This is a genomic window from Micromonospora sp. NPDC047134 (genome assembly GCF_040643455.1).
Taxonomy (GTDB): domain Bacteria; phylum Actinomycetota; class Actinomycetes; order Mycobacteriales; family Micromonosporaceae; genus Micromonospora.
The window spans coordinates 268,086-287,914 of record NZ_JBEYUI010000001.1; the positions used below are offsets into that span (position 1 = coordinate 268,086).

Below are 19,829 nucleotides of genomic sequence, written 5' to 3' on the forward strand. Positions count from 1 at the left end.
CGCAGGCGGGCCGGACCTGGCCGACTAAGGCTTGAAAACCTGTCGAGTTAGTGGGATATTCGGTGCGCGGTCGGGGCGGTGGCCCGTGACTGCGACCCCACGGTGTTTCTCGCTGGCAGCTAGAAGCGGGCAAATTCCCTATTTAATCGGTCGGATTTATATAGTGCGGCATGCACTGGAGGAGGACACGACTGCGATGAGGCACCGGATCAGAACGGCCCTCGCCCTCGCCATGGTCACCGGCCTGGCCCTGTCGGGCTGCGGCGGCGGCAGCTCGGCGAGTGACTCCAGCACCTTGAACATCGTCGGTTTCGCGGTACCCGAGGCGGCCAACAAGGCCATCGCGGCCCAGTGGAACAAGACCGAGGCGGGCAAGGGGGTCCGCTTCAAGTCCTCCTACGGCGCCTCCGGTGACCAGAGCCGGGCGGTGGTCTCCGGCCTGAAGGCCGACTATGTGCACTTCTCGGTCAGCAGTGACGTGACCCGACTGGTCGACGCCGGTCTGGTAGAGGAGAGCTGGGACGACGGCCCGAACAAGGGCATCGTCTCCTCGTCCGTGGTGGTCCTGGCCGTACGCAAGGGCAACCCCAAGAACATCCAGGGCTGGGACGACCTGATCAAGCCCGGCATCGGCATCGTCACCCCCAACCCGGCCTCCTCCGGTGCCGCCCGCTGGAACGCCCTGGCCGCCTGGGGGCACATCGCCGCCAACGGCGGCACGGACGCCCAGGCCGAGGAATTCCTGACCAAGCTGTTCGCCAACGTGGTGTCGTTGCCGGGCAGCGGACGAGACGCCACCACCACCTTCCTCGGCGGTACCGGTGACGTGCTGCTGGCCTACGAGAACGAGACGATCCTGGCCCGGCAGAATGGTGAGGACCTCGACTGGATCCTGCCCGCCACCACCATCCTGATCGAGAACCCGGGCGCCATCCTCAAGGACGCCGATCCGAAGGCCAAGGAATGGCTGGACTTCGTGCTCGGCCCGCAGGGGCAGCGGCAGTTCGCCCTGACCGGCTTCCGCCCGATCATCGACGGCGTCGACACCAACGGCATCGAGGGGGCCCTCGACCCCGCCAACCCGTTCCCGGCACCGCAGAAGCTGCTCACCGTCGACGCGGACTTCGAGAGCTGGTCGGCACTGTCCAAGAAGTTCTTCGACGAGAACGAGGGCATCATCACCAAGGTCATCGCGGCCTCCGGGAAGGCGAAGTGACCTCGGCGACTCTCGCTCCGGACCGACCGGCGGCCCCCCGCCGGTCGGTCCGGAGCGGCCTGCCGCTGACCCGGGTGTCCGGGCTGGGCCTCGGCGTGGCGATGGTGTGGTTCAGCCTGCTCGTGCTGATCCCACTGGCCGCCGTCGCGGTGACCGCCGCCGAGGGCGGCTGGGCCGGCTTCTGGCGCGCGGTGACCAACGAGCAGACCGCCGCCACCATCCGGCTGACGGTGGGCACCGCCCTGCTGGTCACCCTGGTCAACATCGTGATGGGCACCCTGATCGCCTGGGTGCTGGTCCGCGACAACTTCTTCGGCAAGCGGGCGCTGGAGATCCTCATCGACGTGCCGTTCGCGTTGCCGACCATCGTCGCCGGCCTGGTGCTGCTGTCGCTGTACGGGCCGACCAGCCCGCTCGGGGTCAACATCGCCAACACCCGGATCGCGGTCTTCCTGGCCTTCCTCTTCGTCACCCTGCCCTTCATCGTGCGGACCGTGCAGCCGGTGCTGGCCGAACTCGACCCGGAGGTGGAGGAGGCCGCCGCCTCGCTGGGAGCCAGCCGGTACACCACCTTCCGGCGCATCGTGCTGCCCAGCCTCACCCCGGCCATCGCGGCGGGCGCGGCCCTGTCCTTCGCCCGCGCGGTCGGCGAGTACGGCTCACTGGTCCTGCTCACCGGCAACCTGCCGATGCGTACCGAGGTTGCCTCCGTACGCATCCTCAGCAGCATCGAGAACGACAACATCGACAGCGCGGCGGCGGTCGCGGTGGTGCTGCTGGCCATCTCGTTGGCCGTCATCGTCGTGCTCGACGTCATTCAGCGGAGGGTGGTGCGCCGTGGCTGAACACTCGATCACCCGTACCCCGGTCGGTCGCCGTCCCGGCCGGTACGTGCTGCGCGCGGTGGTCACCGCGTACCTGTTCCTCCTGGTGGCCTGGCCGTTGTACCTGGTCGGCCGCAACGCCCTCGCCGACGGCTTCACCAGCCTGGGCGACATCCTCACCGATCCCGACGTCACCCACGCGCTGCGGCTGACCGTGGTCATCGCGGTGACCGCCGTCGTGATCAACACGGTGTTCGGGGTGGGCATCTCCCTGCTGCTGGTCCGCTACGACTTCCCCGGCAAGCGGACGCTGAACGCCCTGCTGGACATGCCGTTGTCGGTCTCGCCCATCGTCGTCGGGCTGGCCCTGGTGCTGGTCTACGGCGGTCGCGAGGGCTGGTTCGGCCCGACCCTCGAGGCGGCAGGTCTCCAGATCATCTTCGCCACCCCGGGCATGGTGCTGGCCACCGTGTTCGTGGCCCTGCCGCTGGTCATCCGGGAGGTCGTACCGGTCCTTCAGGAGATCGGCGACGAGCAGGAGCAGGCCGCCCACAGCCTGGGCGCCAACGCCGTGCAGACCTTCCGCCGGATCACCCTGCCGGCGATCAAGTGGGGCGTGATCTACGGCGTCGTGCTCAGCCTCGCCCGCTCCCTGGGTGAGTTCGGCGCGGTGAAGGTCGTCTCCGGCAACGTGCTCGGCGAGACCCGGACGGCCACCCTGGTCGTCGAGGAGAAGTACCTGAACTTCGACAAGGGCGGCTCGTACGCCACCGCGTTCCTGCTGGCCCTCGTCGCTGTCGCCTGCATCATCGTCGTGTCCGTCCTCAGGCCGAAGGAAGACCGTTGAGCATCGAGATCGTCAACGTCGGCAAGCGTTTCGGCGACTTCGTCGCCCTGGACGACGTGTCGGTGAGCATCCCCTCCGGCCGCCTCACCGCCCTGCTCGGCCCCTCCGGCGGCGGCAAGTCCACCCTGCTGCGCATCATCGCCGGCCTGGAACGCGCCGACACCGGGAAGGTGGAGATCGAGGGGGTGGACGCCACCGGGCTGCCGCCGCAGAAGCGCAATGTCGGGTTCGTGTTCCAGCACTACGCCGCCTTCAAGCACCTGACCGTACGCCGCAATGTGGCCTTCGGTCTGGAGATCCGTAAGCGGCCCAAGGAGGAGATCCGGCGGCGGGTCGACGAACTGCTGGCCCTGGTCCACCTGGAGCAGTTCGCCGAGCGGCTGCCCGCGCAGCTCTCCGGCGGGCAGCGGCAGCGGATGGCGTTGGCCCGGGCGCTGGCCGTCGAACCGACCGTGCTGCTGCTCGACGAGCCCTTCGGTGCCCTGGACGCCAAGGTACGCAAGGAGTTGCGGGACTGGCTGCGCCGGCTGCACGACGAGGTGCACGTCACCACGGTCTTCGTCACCCACGACCAGGAGGAGGCCCTGGAGGTGGCCGACGAGATCGTGGTGATCAACGAGGGGCGGGTGGAGCAGATCGGCTCACCGGACGACCTGTACGACCGGCCGGCCAACGAGTTCGTCATGCGCTTCCTCGGCCCGGTGACCCAGCTCGGCGAGGAGTTGGTCCGCCCGCACGACCTTCAGGTGTCCACCGGCGGCGGCACCGGGGTGAGCGCCCGGGTCACCCGGATCACCCGGATCGGCTTCGAGATCCGGGTAGACCTCACCACGACCGGGGGCCAGCCGGTCACGGCCACCCTGACCCGCAACGAGTTCCTGGCCCTGGGCATCGCGGTCGATTCCGAGGTGCGGGTCCAACTGGCCCCGGGCAGCCCCAGCACCCGGGTGGGCGCCCCGGCGCAGGGCTCCGCCGCCGAGACCAGCCTCGCCGCCACCGGCTCCTGAACCCGGCCCGGTACGGGGATCGGGTGAATTGCCACCCGGTCCCCGTACGGTCATCTGCGCGGCGGGGCCACCGAGCGACGCCGTCGCAGCGGCATCGGCACCCGGACCTGCTTCGGGGCCTGGCCGTCGAGCAGCAGTTCCACCGCCCGTCGCCCCATCTGCTCGTGCGGCAGGGCGGCCGTGGACAGCCGGGGCCGCAGCCAGGAGGCGGTGGGATCGTCGTCGAAGGAGATCACCGAGATCTCCTCCGGGATGCGCAGTCCCGCCTCACCCAGGGCCTGGTACGCCCCGAAGGCCAGCCGGTCGTTCATGCAGATGATCGCGGTCGGCCGGTCGGGTCGGCCCAGCAGGGCGCGGGTTGCGGTGTAGCCGTGTTCGGGCAGCCAGTCGGGGCAGAACCCCTCCACCTGCAGGCTGACCCCGGCGGCGGCCAGGGTGGCCCGGATGCCGCGCAGGCGGGCCTCGGCGGCCAGCGAGATCTCCGGATCGCGTTCCTTGCGCCGGTTGCGGCCGATCAACGCGATCCGGTCCCGGTGGCCGTACCCGATCAGGGTCTCGGCGACGGTGACCCCGGCCCCCTCGTCGTCCGGCAGCACCCCGGGCAGCTCCGCCGCCGCGCTCGTCGCGTTGAGCAGCACCACCGGGCCGCTGAGGATGGCCGGCGGCACGGACAGCCGGCGGGTGGCCATGGCCGCGTAGATGACCCCGTCGACCTGGCGATCCAGGATGGTCTCGATGGCGTACCGCTCGAAGGCCGCGTCACCCTGGGTCTCGGCGATGAGCAGGACATGGTCGTGTTCCCGGGCCGCGTCCAGGGCGCCGCGGATCAGGTCACCGGCGAAGCGGGTGGTGGCCACGATGTCGGAGACGAAGGCGATGGTGGCCGTCTTACGGGTCCGCAGGCTACGTGCCGCCACATTGGGGCGGTAACCGAGTTCCTCGGCCGCCGCGAAGACCCGCTGGTGCGCCTGGGCGGACAGCCGAGTGCCCTCCCGCCCGTTGAGCACCATCGAGGCGGCGGTCTTGGACAAGCCCGCCCGCTTCGCGACATCGGCCAGGGTTGCTCGGTCGTGGCCCATCAGTCCTCCGATCGCGGCGGTTCGGTCGGGCGCCGCCGTCGTCCATCATGATGCGTCGCGGCACCGAACCTCTGGTGCCCCGGACCCGGTTTCAGGGACAGTGGGCACGGACCCGGATCGACCGTGGTGCTGATCCTCCACCGACAGTCCAGCAAGACTCACTGAAGGGACAGCGGCTTGACCGACACCCAGATCCACGGCCATGTCGACGACGGCTTCGGTCCGGTCGCCGACGTGTTCCGTGACAACTTCGCCCACCGCCGGGAGGTGGGCGCCGCGGTCGCGGTCTACCTGCGCGGTCGCAAGGTCGTCGACCTGTACGGGGGAACGGCAGACCCCCGCTCCGGCCGCCCGTGGACCGCCCAGACCCCGACCGTGGTCTTCTCCTGCACCAAGGGGATCATGGCGATCTGTGCCTACCTGCTGGTCCAGCAGGGCCGGCTGGACCTGACGGCGCCGGTCACCCGCTACTGGCCGGAGTTCGGCCAGAACGGCAAGGCGGAGATCCCGGTGAGGTGGCTGCTGACCCACCAGTCCGGCCTGCCGGCGCTGGACAAGCCCTTCACCCGCGAGGAGGTCCTCGCCTGGGAGCCGGTGATCCAGGCCATCGAGGCCCAGGCCCCCCTGTGGAAGCCGGGCACCGCGCACAGCTATCACCCGATCACCTTCGGCTGGCTGATCGGCGAGGTGATCCGCCGGATCACCGGCGAGCTGCCGGGCACCTGGTTCGCCCGGTACCTCGCCGAGCCGCTGGGTCTGCGTACCTGGATCGGGTTGCCGGCCACCGAACGGGACACGGTGGCCTGGATGCTGGCACCGCCCGGTGACTTCGCCGCGCCCGACCCGGTCTCCGACCGGGCCGCCACCATGGGCGGGGCCTTCCCCTTCCCCGCCGACCCGGAGGGCTGGGTCAGCTTCAACGACCCGGCCATCCAGGCGGCCCAGATCCCCGGCGCGGGGGCGGTCAGCACGGCCGAGAGCCTGGCCCGCCTCTACGCCGCCTGCGTCGGGGAGCTTGACGGGCCCCGGCTGCTCACCACCGCCTCCATCGACGACGCGATCACCGTCCGTGCCGCCGGTCAGCAGGTGTACGGCTATCCCGACGCCGGACACCGCTGGGGCACCGGGTTCCTCCTGCACTCGCCGCCCCGGCCGATGCTCGGCGAGCGCAGCTTCGGCCACGACGGCGCTGGCGGGCACCTGGCCTTCGGCGACGACACCCACCAGGTCGGCTTCGCCTATGTGGTCAACCAGATGGGAGATGGTGAGGACGAGCGGGCCAACCTGCTCAGCGCCGCCGTGCGCGACTGCCTGGGCGGGTAGGCGGTCGCCGCCGACCTCGGGGCCGGGCGTGGCCCCGAGGTCGGGCGGGTCGCCCTCGTTGGAGCCAGTCAGTCCAGGCAGAACTCGTTGCCCTCCGGGTCGGCCATCACGATGAAACCGGCCTCGAAGGGCGGCTCGGGTTCGACCCGGCGTAGCCGGGTGGCGCCCAGAGCTAGCAGCCGATCACATTCGGCCTCCAGCGCGGTCATCCGTTCCTCGCCCTGCAGGTCGGGGGCGACCCGCACGTCAAGGTGAACCCGGTTCTTGACGACCTTGTCCTCGGGTACCTGCTGGAAGAACAGTCGGGGTCCCGACCCCTCGGGGTCCTCGATGGCCGATCGGGTGTTGCGTTGCTCCGGTGGCACCCCCAGTTCGGCGAGGAAGTCGTCCCAGTCGGCCAGCGGGTCGGCGCCTTCGGGTAGGTCTACCCCGGGTGGACCGGGATGCACGTAGCCCAGCACCTCTCGCCAGAACGACGACAGTCCTTTCGGGTCACGGGCGTCGAAGGTGACTTGGATATTCCGACTCATGCCCCTCACCCTGCCAGGTGGGAGGGGCTGAATCCGTCCCGTTTCCGGTAGCTGCTGTGCGGGAGGCGGGCCCACCGACGGGCCGGTCGACCCGGGAGCCCGTCCGGGCTGGTGATCAGAAATCATCGATGTTAGCGTTCGCACGAGGTTTCCCGGTGGGAAAACAGCCGTCGATCGATGGCTGAGTACGTCGACCACCTGCACGAACACTTCGTCGACCCGGTACGGATCCGCGGCGGACGCTACCTGGCCCCCACCCTCCCCGGGATGAGCGCCCAACTCGTACCCGCCGCGCTGGCCGACTACCGCTATCCCGACGGCCCGGAATGGGCCGCCCCGACCATGGCGGGAGCACCCGCATGATCATCGACTCGCACCATCACCTGTGGCGCCCGGAGCGCGGCTACACCTGGCTCGACGAGCCGGGGCTGGAGGTCCTCCGCCGGCCCTTCACCCCGCCGGACCTGACCGCCGAGCTGACGGCCACCGGGGTGCAGGGCACCGTGCTGGTCGAGGGCGGCCGGTGCCATCCCGACGAGGCGGCCGAGTTCCTCGGCTACGCCGCCGACACCGCCCCGATCCTGGGGGTGGTGGCCTGGCTGGATGTGGGCTCCGGTGAGGTCGGCGAGACCATCGCCGGGTACCGGCGGCTGCGCGGCGGGCAGTTGCTGGTCGGGCTCCGCTCGCAGGTGCAGGGAGAGACCGACCCCGACTATCTGGACCGACCGGAGGTACGCCGAGGACTGGCCGAGATCGCCGCCGCCGGGCTGGTGTTCGATCTGGTGATCCGGGCCGATCAGCTGCCCTCGGCCGTCCGGGCGGCGCGGGCCCTGCCGGAACTCCGCTTCGTCCTGGACCATCTGGGCAAGCCCCGCATCGACGAGGGGGCGGCCGGGCTGCGCCGCTGGCGTACCCCCTTCGCCGACCTGGCCGCCCAACCGAACGTGACCGCCAAGCTGTCCGGTCTGGTGACCGAGGCCGCACCGGACTGGTCCCCGGTGGACCTGCGGCCCTTCGTCGAGGTGGCGGTCGCACAGTTCGGCCCGCAACGTCTGATGTTTGGCTCGGACTGGCCGCTGTGCCTGCTCAGAGCGGACTACCCCGGGGTGCTGCGGGCGTTGCAGGCGGCCCTGCCCCCGCTGGCCGACCGGCAGCGCTACGAGATCTTCGCCGGTACCGCCCTGCGCACCTACGACCTGGCCGGCCGGCGGGACCCCGCCCCGGCCGGCCCCGCGTGACCGGGGCGTTGGGACCGGGTCGGCTTGGCCGCCAGCACCGTACGCAGCCAGGCCTCGGAGGTGTTCACATGGATCAACGCACTGGCCTGGGCGAGCAGTTGGTCCCGCGAGCGCAGGGCCTGATAGATGGCCTGGTGCTCGTCGATGGTCTTGTGGGCCGCGTTGCCCTCGATCAGCCCTCGCCACACCCGGGCCCGCAGGGTCCGGCTGGAGAGCCCGTCCAGCAGGGAGGTCAGGGTCTCGTTACCGGTGGTCGCGATGACGGTGTGGTGGAAGGCGCTGTCGAACTGGATCAGCTTCTCGGCGTCGTCCGCCGCCGCCCGCATGTCCTGCAGGATCTGGGCCAGCTCGTCGAGTCGGGTGTCGGTCATCCGCAACGCCGCCAGGCCGGTGGCCACCGGCTCCAGCATCCGCCGGACCTCCATCACCTCCAGCAGGGTGTCGTCGCGCAGCAGTTCCACCGCCAGGCCCAGCCCCTCCAGCAGCAGCCGGGGTGCGAGGCTGGTGACGTAGGTGCCGTCGCCCCGTCGGACGTCGAGCACCCGGGCCGATTCCAGCACCTTGACCGCCTCGCGGACCCCGCTGCGGGACAACCCCATCTGGGCGGCCAGTTGTGGCTCCGGTGGCAGCCGCGCCCCCGGTGGCAACTCACCGCTCTGGATCATGCTGCGGATCTTCACGATCGCGTCGTCGGTCAGTGCCATCCACGCCCCCTTCGCCACCGGCCCGCCGGGCACCCCCGACGCGGATCCGCCGCCGGCGATCGGCCCCACCACTATAGAGACGTCGGACGTTTGCCGTGGTCGTGGTCCACGCCGGCCGGACGGTGTCCCCGCAGCATCCCCCACCAGCGGCACCGGACCGAGGAGGCGGCGTGAACCGCAGCGCGTACTACATCGGTGAGCAGACCTTCGTCGTCGAGGAGACCGAACTGGTGCCCCCCGAGGCGGGACAGGTCCGGATCGAGGTCGCCTACACCGGCATCTGCGGCACCGACCTGCACATCGCCCACGGGGCGATGGACCAGCGGGTCCGGGTACCGGCGGTGATCGGGCACGAGATGTCGGGCCGGATCGCCGAGGTGGGCGCGGGGGTCGAGGGTCACCGGGTGGGTGATCCGGTGACGGTGATGCCGCTGGACTGGTGTGGCCGCTGCCCGGCCTGCCGGGCCGGGCACACCCACATCTGTCACCGGCTGACCTTCGTCGGGATCGACTCCCCGGGGGCCATGCAGCGGTCCTGGACGGTGCCGGCCCGGCTCCTGGTGCCGCTGCCGGAAGGGTTGCCGCTGACCCACGCCGCCCTGGTGGAGCCGACCGCGGTGGCCGTGCACGACGTACGACGCTCCCGGCTGGTCGCCGGGGAACACGCAGTGGTCATCGGCGCCGGCCCGGTCGGGCTGCTGATCGGCACGGTGGCGCGGGCCACCGGGGCCGAGGTGACCGTGCTGGAACTGGACCCCCGACGCCGGGAACTCGCCGCCGAGATCGGCCTGACCACGGTCGACCCCGGCACGGTCGATGTGGTCGGGTACCTGCACGAGATCACCGGGGGAGCCGGGGTCGAGGTGGTGTACGAGGTGTCCGGCTCGGCCGCCGGGGTCCGCACCGCCACGGACCTGCTGGCCGTACGCGGGCGGCTGGTCGTGGTGGCGATCCACCCCACCCCCCGGGAGGTGGACCTGCACCGGATCTTCTGGCGGGAGCTGGAGCTGATCGGGGTACGGGTCTACGAGCACGCCGACTACGTGGAGGCGGTCCGGCTGGTGCACGAGGCCCAGGTGCCCGCCGATCGGCTGATCTCCCGGATCGTGCCGCTGACCGAGGTGGCCCAGGCCTTCGAGGCGCTGGCCGCCGGGGGTGACGTCAAGGTGCTCATCGACTGTGGAGGAGACAGGTGACCATGTTCGACCTCACCGGCCGGTTGGCCGTGGTGACCGGCTGCCGTCGCGGCATCGGTTTGGCCATGGCGGAGGCCCTGGCCGCCGCCGGTGCCGACGTGATCGGGGTGAGCGCCGCGCTGGAGGAGACCGGCAGCGAGGTCGCCCGGCGGGTGCAGGCGTACGGCCGGGTCTTCCTGCCGTATCGGGCGGACCTGTCCGATCGGGACGCCGTGCGGACGCTGGCGCAGTGGCTCGGGCAGCGGGACCGGCCGGTGGACATCCTGGTCAACAACGCCGGCACGATCCGCCGGGCACCCGCTGCCGAGCATGCCGACACCGACTGGGACCACGTGCTGGAGGTCGACCTCAACGCCCCGTTCGTGCTGGCCCGGGAGGTCGGTCGGGGCATGATCGCGCGCGGCACCGGCAAGATCATCTTCACCGCCTCGATGCTGAGCTTCCAAGGGGGTGTCACCGTCCCCGGCTACGCCGCGGCGAAATCCGGGATCGCCGGTCTGACCCGGGCCCTGGCCAACGAGTGGGCCCGGCACGGGGTCAATGTCAACGCCATCGCCCCGGGCTACATCAGTACGGACAACACCCAGGCGCTGCGCGAGCAGCCGGAGCGCAACCGGGCCATCCTGGAGCGGATTCCGGCCGGCCGCTGGGGCCGTCCGGAGGACCTGGCCGGCATCACGGTCTTCCTGGCCTCCGACGCGGCGGCCTACCTGCACGGCGCGGTGATCCCGGTCGATGGCGGCTGGCTTGCCCGCTGACCAGCGCCGATGTCATTGGCCCTTGCCTTGTTATCGATAACATTTTATCTTTCGGCATCAGGAGTGTGACACCTTCGTCGCCTGCGACGGCCCACCGTCGAAGTCGGAGGCAATTGTCGGGACTTCGCTGGTAGAAGGGGGTTTCATGCGGCTGCCAGGCCCTGTGGGGTACGCGGGACGCAGGTCGAACGGCACGGTCGCCGCGTTCATCGAGCTCGATCGGGTGCGGCAGCAGCCGGTCGCCGCGTCCGGGGAACAGTCCTGCGCGAATGTCGCCTTCGAGTCGACCTACCGGGCCCTGCCGGCCAGCCGGCGACGACTGTTCCGGTATCTGGGCCTGCATCCCGGGCCGGACTTCGACGTGTGCGCGGCAGCGGCGTTGGGCAATCTGACCCCGGTGCACGCCCGACGCACCCTGGCCGACCTGTGCGAGCGTCGACTGGTCGTCGAGTGCGGCACCCGCTACCGGATCCCGGATCTGATCGCTGAGCACGCCCGGCGGCTTGCTTACGAGGAACCCGCCGTGCTCCGTGCCGCCGCCCTGGCCCGCCTGGCCAGTGCGGATCGGAGCCTGGCCCCTCGCCGTGGCCGTCCGGGCGACCGACACTGAACGGCCGTCCTCCCGAATACATCTGATGTAAGCGGCCGCTGACATCCGATCCCCTGATCGCCGAGGGTGGGTCTGACCCTGCCCTGTGAGCTGTTCAACCAGCATCTCCCGCCAGTTCAGGTCAGCTGAATGCCATTGCATTGACCATTGCCTATCTCTGGTGGCGGGAGTAACATTTCGGAAACACATCAGATGTCTGCCTGTCTCGCAGGCTATCGGCTACCTGACGCGTCGCGGCCGGGATTGGCGTCCACCGGCTGATCCAGCAGGTGCCCATTCACGTTTCCGCGCTTCGGGTGGCCGGGGTCGGTCACCCCTTTGGAGGATCGATGTCAGATCTGACCCGACGGCAGGCTCTCACAATCGGCGCGGCGGGTGCCGGCGGAGCCCTGTTGCCGCTGCCCTGGACCGCCACCGCCCGGGCCGGCTCGGTGGCGCCCCCGCAGGTGTCGGCGGCCGGCGACCTGGCCCTCTGGTACGACCGGGGGGCCGGCACCGACTGGCTGCGGGCCTTACCGATCGGCAACGGCCGACTGGGAGCCATGGTGTTCGGCAACAGCGACACCGAACGCCTGCAACTCAACGAGGACACCGTCTGGGCGGGCGGCCCCCACGACTCCAGCAACCCCCGGGGCGCCGGCTCGCTGGCGGAGATCCGCAGACTGGTCTTCGCCAACCAGTGGTCCCAGGCCCAGAACCTGATCAATCAGACCATGCTCGGCAACCCGGTAGGACAGCTGGCCTATCAGACCGTCGGCAACCTCCGACTGGCCTTCCCCGGTGCCACCGGCACCTCCCAGTACCACCGGCAGTTGGACCTGACCACCGCGACCACCTCGGTCACCTATCTGATGAACGGGGTGCGCTACCAGCGGGAGGTCTTCGCCAGCGCGCCGGACCAGATCATCGCGATGCGGCTGACCGCCGACCGGTCCGCCTCGATCACCTTCACGGCCACCTTCGACAGCCCGCAGCGGACCACCGTGTCCAGCCCGGACGGGGCGACGATCGGTCTGGACGGGATCTCCGGCAACCAGGAGGGGGTCAACGGGGCGGTCCGGTTCCTGGCCCTGGCCCACGCCACCGTCAACGGCGGCACGGTCAGCAGCTCCGGCGGGACCCTGCGGGTCACCGGGGCCACCAGCGTGACCCTGCTGATCTCGATCGGCTCCAGCTATGTCAACTTCCGCAACGTCGGCGGCGACTACCAGGGCATCGCGCGACGGCACCTCACCGCGGCCCGGGCCAGCAGCTACGACCAGTTGCGCGCCCGGCATGTCGCCGACTACCAGGTGCTGTTCGGCCGGGTGAGTCTCGACCTGGGGCGGACCTCGGCGGCCGACCAGCCGACGGATGTACGCATCGCCCAGCACAACACCGTCAACGACCCGCAGTTCTCGGCCCTGCTGTTCCAGTACGGCCGGTACCTGCTGATCTCCTCATCGCGGCCGGGCACCCAACCGGCGAACCTCCAGGGCATCTGGAACGACTCGCTGACCCCGGCCTGGGACTCGAAGTACACCATCAACGCGAACCTGCCGATGAACTACTGGCCGGCGGACACCACCAACCTGTCCGAGTGCTACCAGCCGGTGTTCTCGATGATCCAGGACCTGACGGTCAGCGGGGCCCGCACCGCCCAGGTGCAGTACGGCGCGGGTGGCTGGGTCACCCACCACAACACCGACGCCTGGCGGGGCGCCTCCGTGGTCGACGGCGCCTTCTGGGGGATGTGGCAGACCGGCGGGGCGTGGCTGGCCACCATGATCTGGGACCACTACCTGTTCACCGGGGACCTGGACTTCCTGCGCGCCAACTACCCCGCCATGAAGGGTGCCGCCCAGTTCTTCCTCGACACCCTGGTCACCGAACCCACCCTCGGCTACCTGGTCACCAACCCCTCCAACTCACCCGAGATCGGCCATCATGCCGACGCCAGCGTCTGCGCCGGTCCGACCATGGACAACCAGATCCTGCGGGACCTCTTCGACGGCTGCGCCCGGGCCAGCGAACTCCTCAACACCGACGCCACCTTCCGGGCCCAGGTCCGGGCCACCCGCGACCGGCTGGCCCCGACCCGGGTCGGCTCGCGCGGCAACATCATGGAGTGGCTGTACGACTGGGTGGAGACCGAACGCAACCACCGGCACGTCTCCCACCTGTACGGCCTGGCCCCCAGTAATCAGATCACCCGGCGGGGCACCCCCCAACTGTTCCAGGCCGCCCGACGCACCCTGGAGATCCGCGGCGACGACGGCACCGGCTGGTCCCTGGCCTGGAAGATCAATTTCTGGGCCCGCCTGGAAGAGGGCAACCGGGCGCACGACCTCATCCGCTACCTGGCCACCCCGGCCCGGCTGGCCCCGAACATGTTCGACCTGCACCCACCGTTCCAGATCGACGGCAACTTCGGCGCCACCGCCGGCATCGCCGAGATGCTGCTGCACAGCCACGCCGGTGAACTGCACCTGCTGCCCGCCCTACCGACCGCCTGGCCCACCGGATACGTCAGCGGCCTGCGCGGGCGGGGCGGCCACACCGTAGGCCTCACCTGGAGAAACGGCCAGGCCACCGAGATCCTCGTCCGGCCGGACCGGCCCGGCACCGTACGCCTGCGGGCCCGGATGTTCACCGGCACCTACACCCTGGTCGACACCGCCGACGGCACCTCGCCCCGGACCACCCGGATCGAGCCCGACCTGATCGAGGTCACCGTGCAGGGTGGGCGCACCTACCGGGCCACCGGCTCGGTGGGTACGCCCACCGCACCGACCCTGGAGCAGAGCTTCACCAACGCCGGCACCAGCAACGACAGCAACACCGGGGTGGCCAACTTCGACGGCAACGGCGCCAGCCTCTCCGCCCAGGCCCTGGCCCAGGCCGGGGTAACCCCGGGCAGCACGGTGAGCCGCAACGGGGTGAACTTCCGCTGGCCCGCCGTGGCCCCCGGCGGCGCGGACAACGCGGTCGCCTCCGGCCAGTCGATAGGGGTCACCGGCACGGGGCGTACCCTCGGGATCCTCGCCACCGGTACCTACGGTGCGGTGTCCGGCACGGCCACTGTGGTCTACGCCGACGGGACCCGGCAGAGCTTCACCCTGAGCACCCCGGACTGGTACGGCGGACCGCACGCCGGTGGCTCCGCCGCCATCGTGATGGCATACCAGAACCGCCCCGGCAACCAGCGGCACAACGTCTCCGCCTGCATCTACTACGTCGGGGTGGGGTTGCAGAACAAGCCGGTGAGCCGGGTGGAACTGCCCAACATCAGCGCCCGGCCGGCGGCCAACGTACCGACCATGCACATCTTCGCCATCGCGATCGGAGACTGAGAAACCCGCGCGACTGCGGACCGGCGTGCCGGCCACGGGGGGTGCCGTGGCCGGCACGCCCTGTTCCCGGGGGATCTCAGCCCTCGCCACCGGCCGCCACCTGCGGTTCCCCAGCCGATCGGGGGAGTGGCGGGAACGTTACGAGACCGTGACCGCTGGATCTCAGAACAGGTGTTGACCTGGTCGATGTGAGCGCTAACACTTGGCCTCCAAGTGCGACCCATGCCGCCGGGGCGACGGCGCGAGTTCAGATTGGGGAAGCCAGTGAGCAGAAGAATCCTGGCCGCTCTCGGTAGCGCCGTGCTGGCGCTGAGCCTGGCGGCGTGCAGTGGTGAGGGCGCCGGCAGCGGTAACGACAGCGACAAGCCCGGTGATCTGACCATCGGCGTCTCGATGCCCACCCAGACCTCCGAGCGATGGATCGCCGACGGCAACTTCGTCAAGGAGAAGCTGGAGGCCAAGGGCTACAAGGTGGACCTCCAGTACGCCGGCGACGACATCCCCACCCAGTCCCAGCAGGTCGACCAGATGATCACCCGTGGGGCCGACGTGCTGATCATCGCGGCGATCGCCGGCACCGCGCTCAGCGGGCAGTTGCAGGCGGCGGCCGACGCCAAGATCCCGGTGATCTCCTACGACCGGCTCATCCGGGACAGCCCCAATGTCGACTTCTACGTCAGCTTCGACAACTACAAGGTAGGGGTGGCCCAGGCCACCGCCTTGCTGGTCGGGCTGGGCCTGCAGACCAAGGACGGCGCCAAGGGTGAGGCGACCGGGCCGTTCAACATCGAACTGTTCGCCGGCTCCCTGGACGACAACAACACCCAGTACTTCTTCGGCGGGGCGATGGACACCCTCAAGCCGTTCATCGACGCCGGCACCCTGAAGGTGAAGTCCGGGCAGAACAAGATCGATCAGGTGGCGATTCTGCGCTGGCAGCAGGAGGGCGCGCAGAAGCGGATGGAGGATCTGCTGACCTCCAGCTACAACGACGGCACCAAGGTGCACGGGGTGCTCTCGCCGTACGACGGTCTCTCCCGGGGCATCATCACCGCCCTGCAGAACGCCGGCTACCGCGACGACATGCCGGTGGTGACCGGGCAGGACGCCGAGATCGCCTCCGTCAAACTGATCAACGACGGGGTGCAGGACTCCACCATCTTCAAGGACACCCGACTGCTGGCCGAGCAGGCCGCGATCGCCGCGGAGTCCTTCCTGCAGGACAAGACCCCGCAGGCCAACGACACCGAGACCTACGACAACGGGGTCAAGGTGGTGCCGTCGTACCTGCTGCCGATCGAGACCGTGTTCGCCGACGACATCAAGCCGGTCCTGATCGACTCCGGCTACTTCACCGCCGAGGAGGTCGCCGCCGGCCAGGCCAAGGGCTGACGGCGTCATCCCCGGGCTCGGCGGCGAGCACTCGCCGCCGAGCCCGGATCGCTTACCACCGCACACTTCGCCCGCACCCTGATCGAGACCGCAGGAGGGTGAGCATGGACGACCACATCCTCGAGATGCGTCGCATCACCAAGACCTTCCCGGGGGTGGCGGCGCTGCAGGACGTCACCCTCGCCGTACGCCGTGGCGAGATCCACGCCATCTGCGGTGAGAACGGCGCCGGCAAGTCCACCCTGATGAAGGTGCTGTCCGGGGTGTACCCCACGGGCAGCTACTCCGGTGAGATCCTGCTCGACGGCAAGCCGGTGGACTTCCGGGGCATCCGCGACAGCGAGGCCCACGGCATCGTCATCATCCACCAGGAACTGGCCCTGGTGCCGTACCTGTCCATCGCCGAGAACATCTTCCTCGGCAACGAACGCCGGGGCCGCAGCGGCCTGATCGACTGGAACCGCACCAACGCCGAGGCGGCCGAACTGCTCGCCTCGGTCGGCCTGCACGAGAACCCGGTCACCCCGGTGGTGCAGCTCGGGGTCGGCAAGCAGCAACTGGTCGAGATCGCCAAGGCGCTGTCCAAGAAGGTCAAACTGCTGATCCTGGACGAGCCGACGGCCGCCCTCAACGACATCGACTCGGCACACCTGCTGGACCTGATGCGCCGGCTGCGCGACCAGGGCATCACCTGCATCATGATCTCGCACAAGCTGAACGAGATCACCGCCATCGCCGACTCCACCACAGTGCTGCGCGACGGCCGGACGGTGCGGCGGCTGGAGATGGGCTCGGGCCAGGTCACCCAGGAGCAGATCATCCGGGACATGGTCGGCCGGGACCTGGACAGCTTCTATCCCGACCGGGTCTCCTCCCCGGGCGCGGAGGTGCTGCGCATCGAGGACTGGACCGTCCGGCACCCCACCCAGGACCGGCTGGTGGTCGACCGGGCCAGCCTGAACGTACGGGCCGGGGAGGTGGTCGGCATCGCCGGGTTGATGGGGGCGGGCCGCACCGAGTTGGCGATGAGCGTCTTCGGGCGCTCCTACGGGCGGGACATCTCCGGTCGGCTGTACCTGCACGGCAGACAGATCAGAGCGCGTTCGGTGGCCGAGGCGATCGGCAACGGCATCGCGTACGCCACCGAGGACCGCAAGCGCTTCGGGCTCAACCTCATCGACGACGTACGGCACAACGTCTCCTCGGCGGGCCTGCGCAAGCTGTCCCGGGCCGGCTGGGTGCACGACAACGAGGAGACCCGGGTGGCCGAGGACAGCCGCCGGGACATGAACATCAAGGCCCCCAGTGTGCTGTCCGTGGTGGGCAAGCTCTCCGGCGGCAACCAGCAGAAGGTCGTCCTGTCCAAGTGGCTGTTCACCGATCCGGACGTGCTGATCCTGGACGAGCCGACCCGGGGCATCGACGTCGGGGCGAAGTTCGAGATCTACACGATCATCAACCGGCTGGTCGCCGAGGGTAAGGCGGTCGTCATGATCTCCTCCGAGCTGCCGGAACTGCTGGGCATGTGCGACCGCATCTACACCCTGTCGGCGGGTCGGATCACCGGCGTACTGCCGGCGGCCGAGGCGACCCAGGAGAAGCTGATGGAACTCATGGCGAGGGACAAGGAATCCGTCTGATGACCAGCACCAAGCCCTCCTCGGTCCACAAGGGCGGGTCGGCCGAGGCTACTCCCGCCGCTGTACTGCACGTCGGCAGCAGCGACCCGCGCGCCCTGATCATGAACAATCTGCGGCAGAGCGGCATCTTCGCGGCGCTGGTCGTCATCGTCGCCCTCTTCGCCGTTCTCACCGAGGGTGTCTCGCTGAGTCCGGGCAACATCACGAACATCGTCCTGCAGTACTCGTACATCCTCGTGCTCGCCATCGGCATGGTCATCGTGATCATCGGCGGGCACATCGACCTGTCGGTCGGCTCGGTGGTGGCGCTGACCGGCGCGGTCAGCGCCGTGGTCATCATCCGGCAGGGGCAGCCCTGGTGGGTCGGGGTGCTGGCGGCGGTGGCCGTCGGGCTGGCGGTCGGCGCCTGGCACGGCTTCTGGGTCGCGTACGTCGGCATCCCGGCCTTCATCGTGACCCTGGCCGGCATGCTGCTGTTCCGGGGTCTGACCCTGCGGGTGCTGGAGAACGTCTCCCTGTCGCCCTTCCCGGCCGAGTACAACCAGATCGCGGCCGGCTTCCTCAACGGACTCATCGGCGGCGACGGCTACGACGCCTTCACCCTGCTCATCGGCGGCATAGCGGTGGCCGGTTACGTGGTGAGCGGCTTCCGGACCCGGGTGGCGCGGATCCGCTACCAGCAGCCGGTGGAGTCCTTCGCCCTGTTCGTCGCGCGGATGGTCCTGGTCGGTGCCGTGGTGATGTGGTTCGCCTGGCAGTTGGCCAACGCCCGGGGCCTGCCCATCGTACTGATCATCCTGGCCGTGCTGGTGCTGGTCTACGGGCTGCTCACCCGCCGTACCGTCTTCGGTAGGCAGGTCTACGCGATCGGCGGCAACCTGCCGGCGGCGATGCTGTCCGGGGTGAAGGTCCGTACCGTCAACTTCTGGATCTTCGTCAACATGGGCTTCCTGTCCGCGGTGGCCGGGGTCATCTTCTCCTCGCGTTCCAACAGCGCGCAGCCGGCCGCGGGCAACATGTTCGAGCTGGACGCGATCGCGGCGGCCTTCATCGGCGGAGCGGCCGTCACCGGTGGGGTGGGTACCGTGGTGGGTGCCATGGTGGGTGGCCTGATCATGGCCGTGATGAGCAACGGTATGCAGTTGATGGGGGTCGAGCATTCGACGCAGTCGGTGGTCAAGGGGCTGGTGCTGCTGGTCGCGGTGGCCTTCGACGTCTACAACAAGCGCCGGGCCGGCGCGAGTCGTTGACCCCCGCCGCACACCTTGACGTCACGGCGGGTGGTGACCACGCTGCCTCCCGTCGGACCGGCCGCATCGACGCTGATGCCGGAGGATCGGGTGGTCCCGGAGGAGATCCGTCGGCGTAACGCCGGCACACTGCTGCGCCACGTCCATCATCGCGGCGCGATCTCCCGTGCCGAGCTGGCCACCCGGATGGGGCTCAACCGCAGCACCATCCGGGCGCTGACCACCGAGCTGGCCCGACTGGGCCTGGTCGAGGAGGAGTCACCCGCGGAGACCGGCCGGGGATCATCGTCGGTGGCCGGTTGCTGGGCGGGGACGGCGGCTACGGCTGCGAAGTCGGGCACATGGTCGTCAACCCGTACGACGGACGGGCCTGTGGTTGTGGCTCGTCCGGCTGCCTGGAGGCCGAGGTCGGTGAGCGGGCCCTGCTCGACGCCGCCGGGCGGGCCGCCGAGCTGTTCGGCCGTGCGGCGATCCGGGCGGTGACCGACGACGCCGACCGGGGAGATCCGGCCGCCCGTGAGGCGCTGCGCCGGATCGGCGACTGGCTGGGCATCGGGGTGGCCAACCTGATCAACCTGTTCAACCCCGGGATGGTGGTGTTCGGCGGGATGCTGTGCGACCTGTACCCCGGGGCGGCCGAGCAGGTCCGGGCCGCATCGCCCGCAACGTCCTGCCGGTGGCCCGCGAACACGTCAAGCTGCGTACCGCCGCCCTGGGCGACGACGCCACCCTCATCGGCGCCGCCGAACTGGCCTTCACCCCCCTCCTCACCAACCCCCTCACCCCCGCCCCTCTCCCCGCCGATCTTGCACTTTCTGTCCCGACGAAAGATGTGAATGCCGGCATATCGGCGACCAGAAGTGCATGATCGACGGGGAAGGGG

General features: G+C 69.8%; 16 protein-coding genes and 2 pseudogenes. 15 read left to right on the plus strand and 3 right to left on the minus strand.

Going from position 1 to position 19,829, the window contains the following annotated elements:
• Positions 1-196: 196 nt before the first annotated feature.
• The 4 genes from ABZ795_RS01085 to ABZ795_RS01100 are packed head-to-tail and all read left to right on the plus strand — an operon-like array spanning position 197 to position 3,894.
• Positions 197-1,216: a sulfate ABC transporter substrate-binding protein gene (locus ABZ795_RS01085; protein ID WP_357527818.1), complete on the plus strand. Its 1,020-nt coding sequence runs from the start codon at positions 197-199 to the stop codon at positions 1,214-1,216.
• On the plus strand, positions 1,213-2,061 hold the full coding sequence (gene cysT / locus ABZ795_RS01090; RefSeq protein ID WP_357527820.1) for a sulfate ABC transporter permease subunit CysT: 849 nt from the start codon (positions 1,213-1,215) through the stop codon (positions 2,059-2,061). Before ABZ795_RS01085 ends, cysT begins: the two co-directional genes overlap by 4 nt.
• A complete protein-coding gene (locus ABZ795_RS01095; protein WP_357527822.1) occupies positions 2,054-2,887 on the plus strand; it encodes a sulfate ABC transporter permease subunit in 834 nt (277 codons plus the stop codon). Before cysT ends, ABZ795_RS01095 begins: the two co-directional genes overlap by 8 nt.
• Positions 2,884-3,894 carry a TOBE-like domain-containing protein gene (locus ABZ795_RS01100; protein ID WP_357527824.1) on the plus strand — a complete coding sequence of 337 codons (1,011 nt, stop codon included), beginning with the start codon at positions 2,884-2,886 and terminating at the stop codon, positions 3,892-3,894. Before ABZ795_RS01095 ends, ABZ795_RS01100 begins: the two co-directional genes overlap by 4 nt.
• A 50-nt stretch (positions 3,895-3,944) precedes the next feature.
• Here the strand turns inward: ABZ795_RS01100 and ABZ795_RS01105 are convergent, their stop codons facing one another.
• A complete protein-coding gene (locus ABZ795_RS01105; protein WP_357527826.1) occupies positions 3,945-4,973 on the minus strand; it encodes a LacI family DNA-binding transcriptional regulator in 1,029 nt (342 codons plus the stop codon).
• 177 nt (positions 4,974-5,150) lie between these two features.
• Between ABZ795_RS01105 and ABZ795_RS01110 the strand changes: the two genes are divergently transcribed.
• The gene (locus tag ABZ795_RS01110) at positions 5,151-6,296 is read left to right on the plus strand and encodes a serine hydrolase domain-containing protein (protein ID WP_357527828.1); all 1,146 of its coding nucleotides are present in this window, start codon (positions 5,151-5,153) and stop codon (positions 6,294-6,296) included.
• Positions 6,297-6,364: 68 nt separating this feature from the next.
• Here ABZ795_RS01110 and ABZ795_RS01115 read toward each other — a convergent pair whose 3' ends face one another.
• On the minus strand, positions 6,365-6,826 hold the full coding sequence (locus ABZ795_RS01115; protein WP_357527829.1) for a VOC family protein: 462 nt from the start codon (positions 6,824-6,826) through the stop codon (positions 6,365-6,367).
• A 177-nt stretch (positions 6,827-7,003) separates the two neighbouring features.
• Between ABZ795_RS01115 and ABZ795_RS01120 the strand changes: the two are divergent.
• Positions 7,004-7,189, plus strand: a pseudogene (locus ABZ795_RS01120) (fuconate dehydratase); the annotation flags it as partial.
• Complete coding sequence (locus ABZ795_RS01125) at positions 7,186-8,064, plus strand: amidohydrolase family protein (RefSeq protein ID WP_357527831.1); 879 nt, start codon at positions 7,186-7,188, stop codon at positions 8,062-8,064. The pseudogene ABZ795_RS01120 and the gene ABZ795_RS01125, both read left to right, overlap by 4 nt.
• On the opposite strand, the gene ABZ795_RS01130 is transcribed toward ABZ795_RS01125, so the two are convergent.
• Entirely contained in the window at positions 8,016-8,768 is a 753-nt protein-coding gene (locus ABZ795_RS01130; RefSeq protein WP_357527833.1) for a FadR/GntR family transcriptional regulator, read from the minus strand. The two genes, ABZ795_RS01125 and ABZ795_RS01130, sit on opposite strands and share 49 nt — an antisense overlap.
• A gap of 170 nt (positions 8,769-8,938) precedes the next feature.
• Here ABZ795_RS01130 and ABZ795_RS01135 point away from each other — a divergent pair, with 170 nt between their 5' ends.
• From ABZ795_RS01135 to ABZ795_RS01170, 8 genes and pseudogenes are all read left to right on the plus strand, one after another.
• The gene (locus ABZ795_RS01135; RefSeq protein WP_357527834.1) at positions 8,939-9,964 is read left to right on the plus strand and encodes an alcohol dehydrogenase catalytic domain-containing protein; all 1,026 of its coding nucleotides are present in this window, start codon (positions 8,939-8,941) and stop codon (positions 9,962-9,964) included.
• 2 nt (positions 9,965-9,966) lie between these two features.
• Complete coding sequence (locus ABZ795_RS01140) at positions 9,967-10,722, plus strand: SDR family oxidoreductase (protein ID WP_357528302.1); 756 nt, start codon at positions 9,967-9,969, stop codon at positions 10,720-10,722.
• 145 nt (positions 10,723-10,867) lie between these two features.
• Complete coding sequence (locus ABZ795_RS01145; protein WP_357527836.1) at positions 10,868-11,332, plus strand: hypothetical protein; 465 nt, start codon at positions 10,868-10,870, stop codon at positions 11,330-11,332.
• Between the two features lie 329 nt (positions 11,333-11,661).
• Entirely contained in the window at positions 11,662-14,664 is a 3,003-nt protein-coding gene (locus ABZ795_RS01150; protein WP_357527838.1) for a glycoside hydrolase family 95 protein, read from the plus strand.
• Positions 14,665-14,928: 264 nt separating this feature from the next.
• Positions 14,929-16,056 (plus strand): multiple monosaccharide ABC transporter substrate-binding protein, encoded by a 1,128-nt coding sequence (gene chvE / locus ABZ795_RS01155; protein WP_327026151.1) that lies wholly within the window; start codon positions 14,929-14,931, stop codon positions 16,054-16,056.
• Positions 16,057-16,160: 104 nt separating this feature from the next.
• Positions 16,161-17,696, plus strand: a complete 1,536-nt coding sequence (mmsA, locus tag ABZ795_RS01160) for a multiple monosaccharide ABC transporter ATP-binding protein (protein ID WP_357527840.1) — start codon at positions 16,161-16,163, stop codon at positions 17,694-17,696.
• Entirely contained in the window at positions 17,696-18,946 is a 1,251-nt protein-coding gene (gene mmsB, locus ABZ795_RS01165) for a multiple monosaccharide ABC transporter permease (RefSeq protein WP_327026149.1), read from the plus strand. The genes mmsA and mmsB overlap by 1 nt, the downstream gene beginning before the upstream one ends.
• 75 nt (positions 18,947-19,021) lie before the next feature.
• A pseudogene (locus ABZ795_RS01170) lies at positions 19,022-19,727 on the plus strand (ROK family transcriptional regulator); the annotation flags it as partial.
• Positions 19,728-19,829: the final 102 nt, after the last annotated feature.

Excerpts from the sequence above, each read along its gene's own strand:
- ABZ795_RS01125 (WP_357527831.1), top strand. The coding sequence starts at position 7,186 with ATGATCATCGACTCGCACCATCACCTGTGGCGCCCGGAGCGCGGCTAC.
- ABZ795_RS01115 (WP_357527829.1), bottom strand. The coding sequence starts at position 6,826 with ATGAGTCGGAATATCCAAGTCACCTTCGACGCCCGTGACCCGAAAGGA.
- ABZ795_RS01150 (WP_357527838.1), top strand. The coding sequence starts at position 11,662 with ATGTCAGATCTGACCCGACGGCAGGCTCTCACAATCGGCGCGGCGGGT.
- ABZ795_RS01130 (WP_357527833.1), bottom strand. The coding sequence starts at position 8,768 with ATGGCACTGACCGACGACGCGATCGTGAAGATCCGCAGCATGATCCAG.
- mmsB (WP_327026149.1), top strand. The coding sequence starts at position 17,696 with ATGACCAGCACCAAGCCCTCCTCGGTCCACAAGGGCGGGTCGGCCGAG.
- ABZ795_RS01145 (WP_357527836.1), top strand. The coding sequence starts at position 10,868 with ATGCGGCTGCCAGGCCCTGTGGGGTACGCGGGACGCAGGTCGAACGGC.
- ABZ795_RS01105 (WP_357527826.1), bottom strand. The coding sequence starts at position 4,973 with ATGGGCCACGACCGAGCAACCCTGGCCGATGTCGCGAAGCGGGCGGGC.
- ABZ795_RS01140 (WP_357528302.1), top strand. The coding sequence starts at position 9,967 with ATGTTCGACCTCACCGGCCGGTTGGCCGTGGTGACCGGCTGCCGTCGC.
- ABZ795_RS01085 (WP_357527818.1), top strand. The coding sequence starts at position 197 with ATGAGGCACCGGATCAGAACGGCCCTCGCCCTCGCCATGGTCACCGGC.
- mmsA (WP_357527840.1), top strand. The coding sequence starts at position 16,161 with ATGGACGACCACATCCTCGAGATGCGTCGCATCACCAAGACCTTCCCG.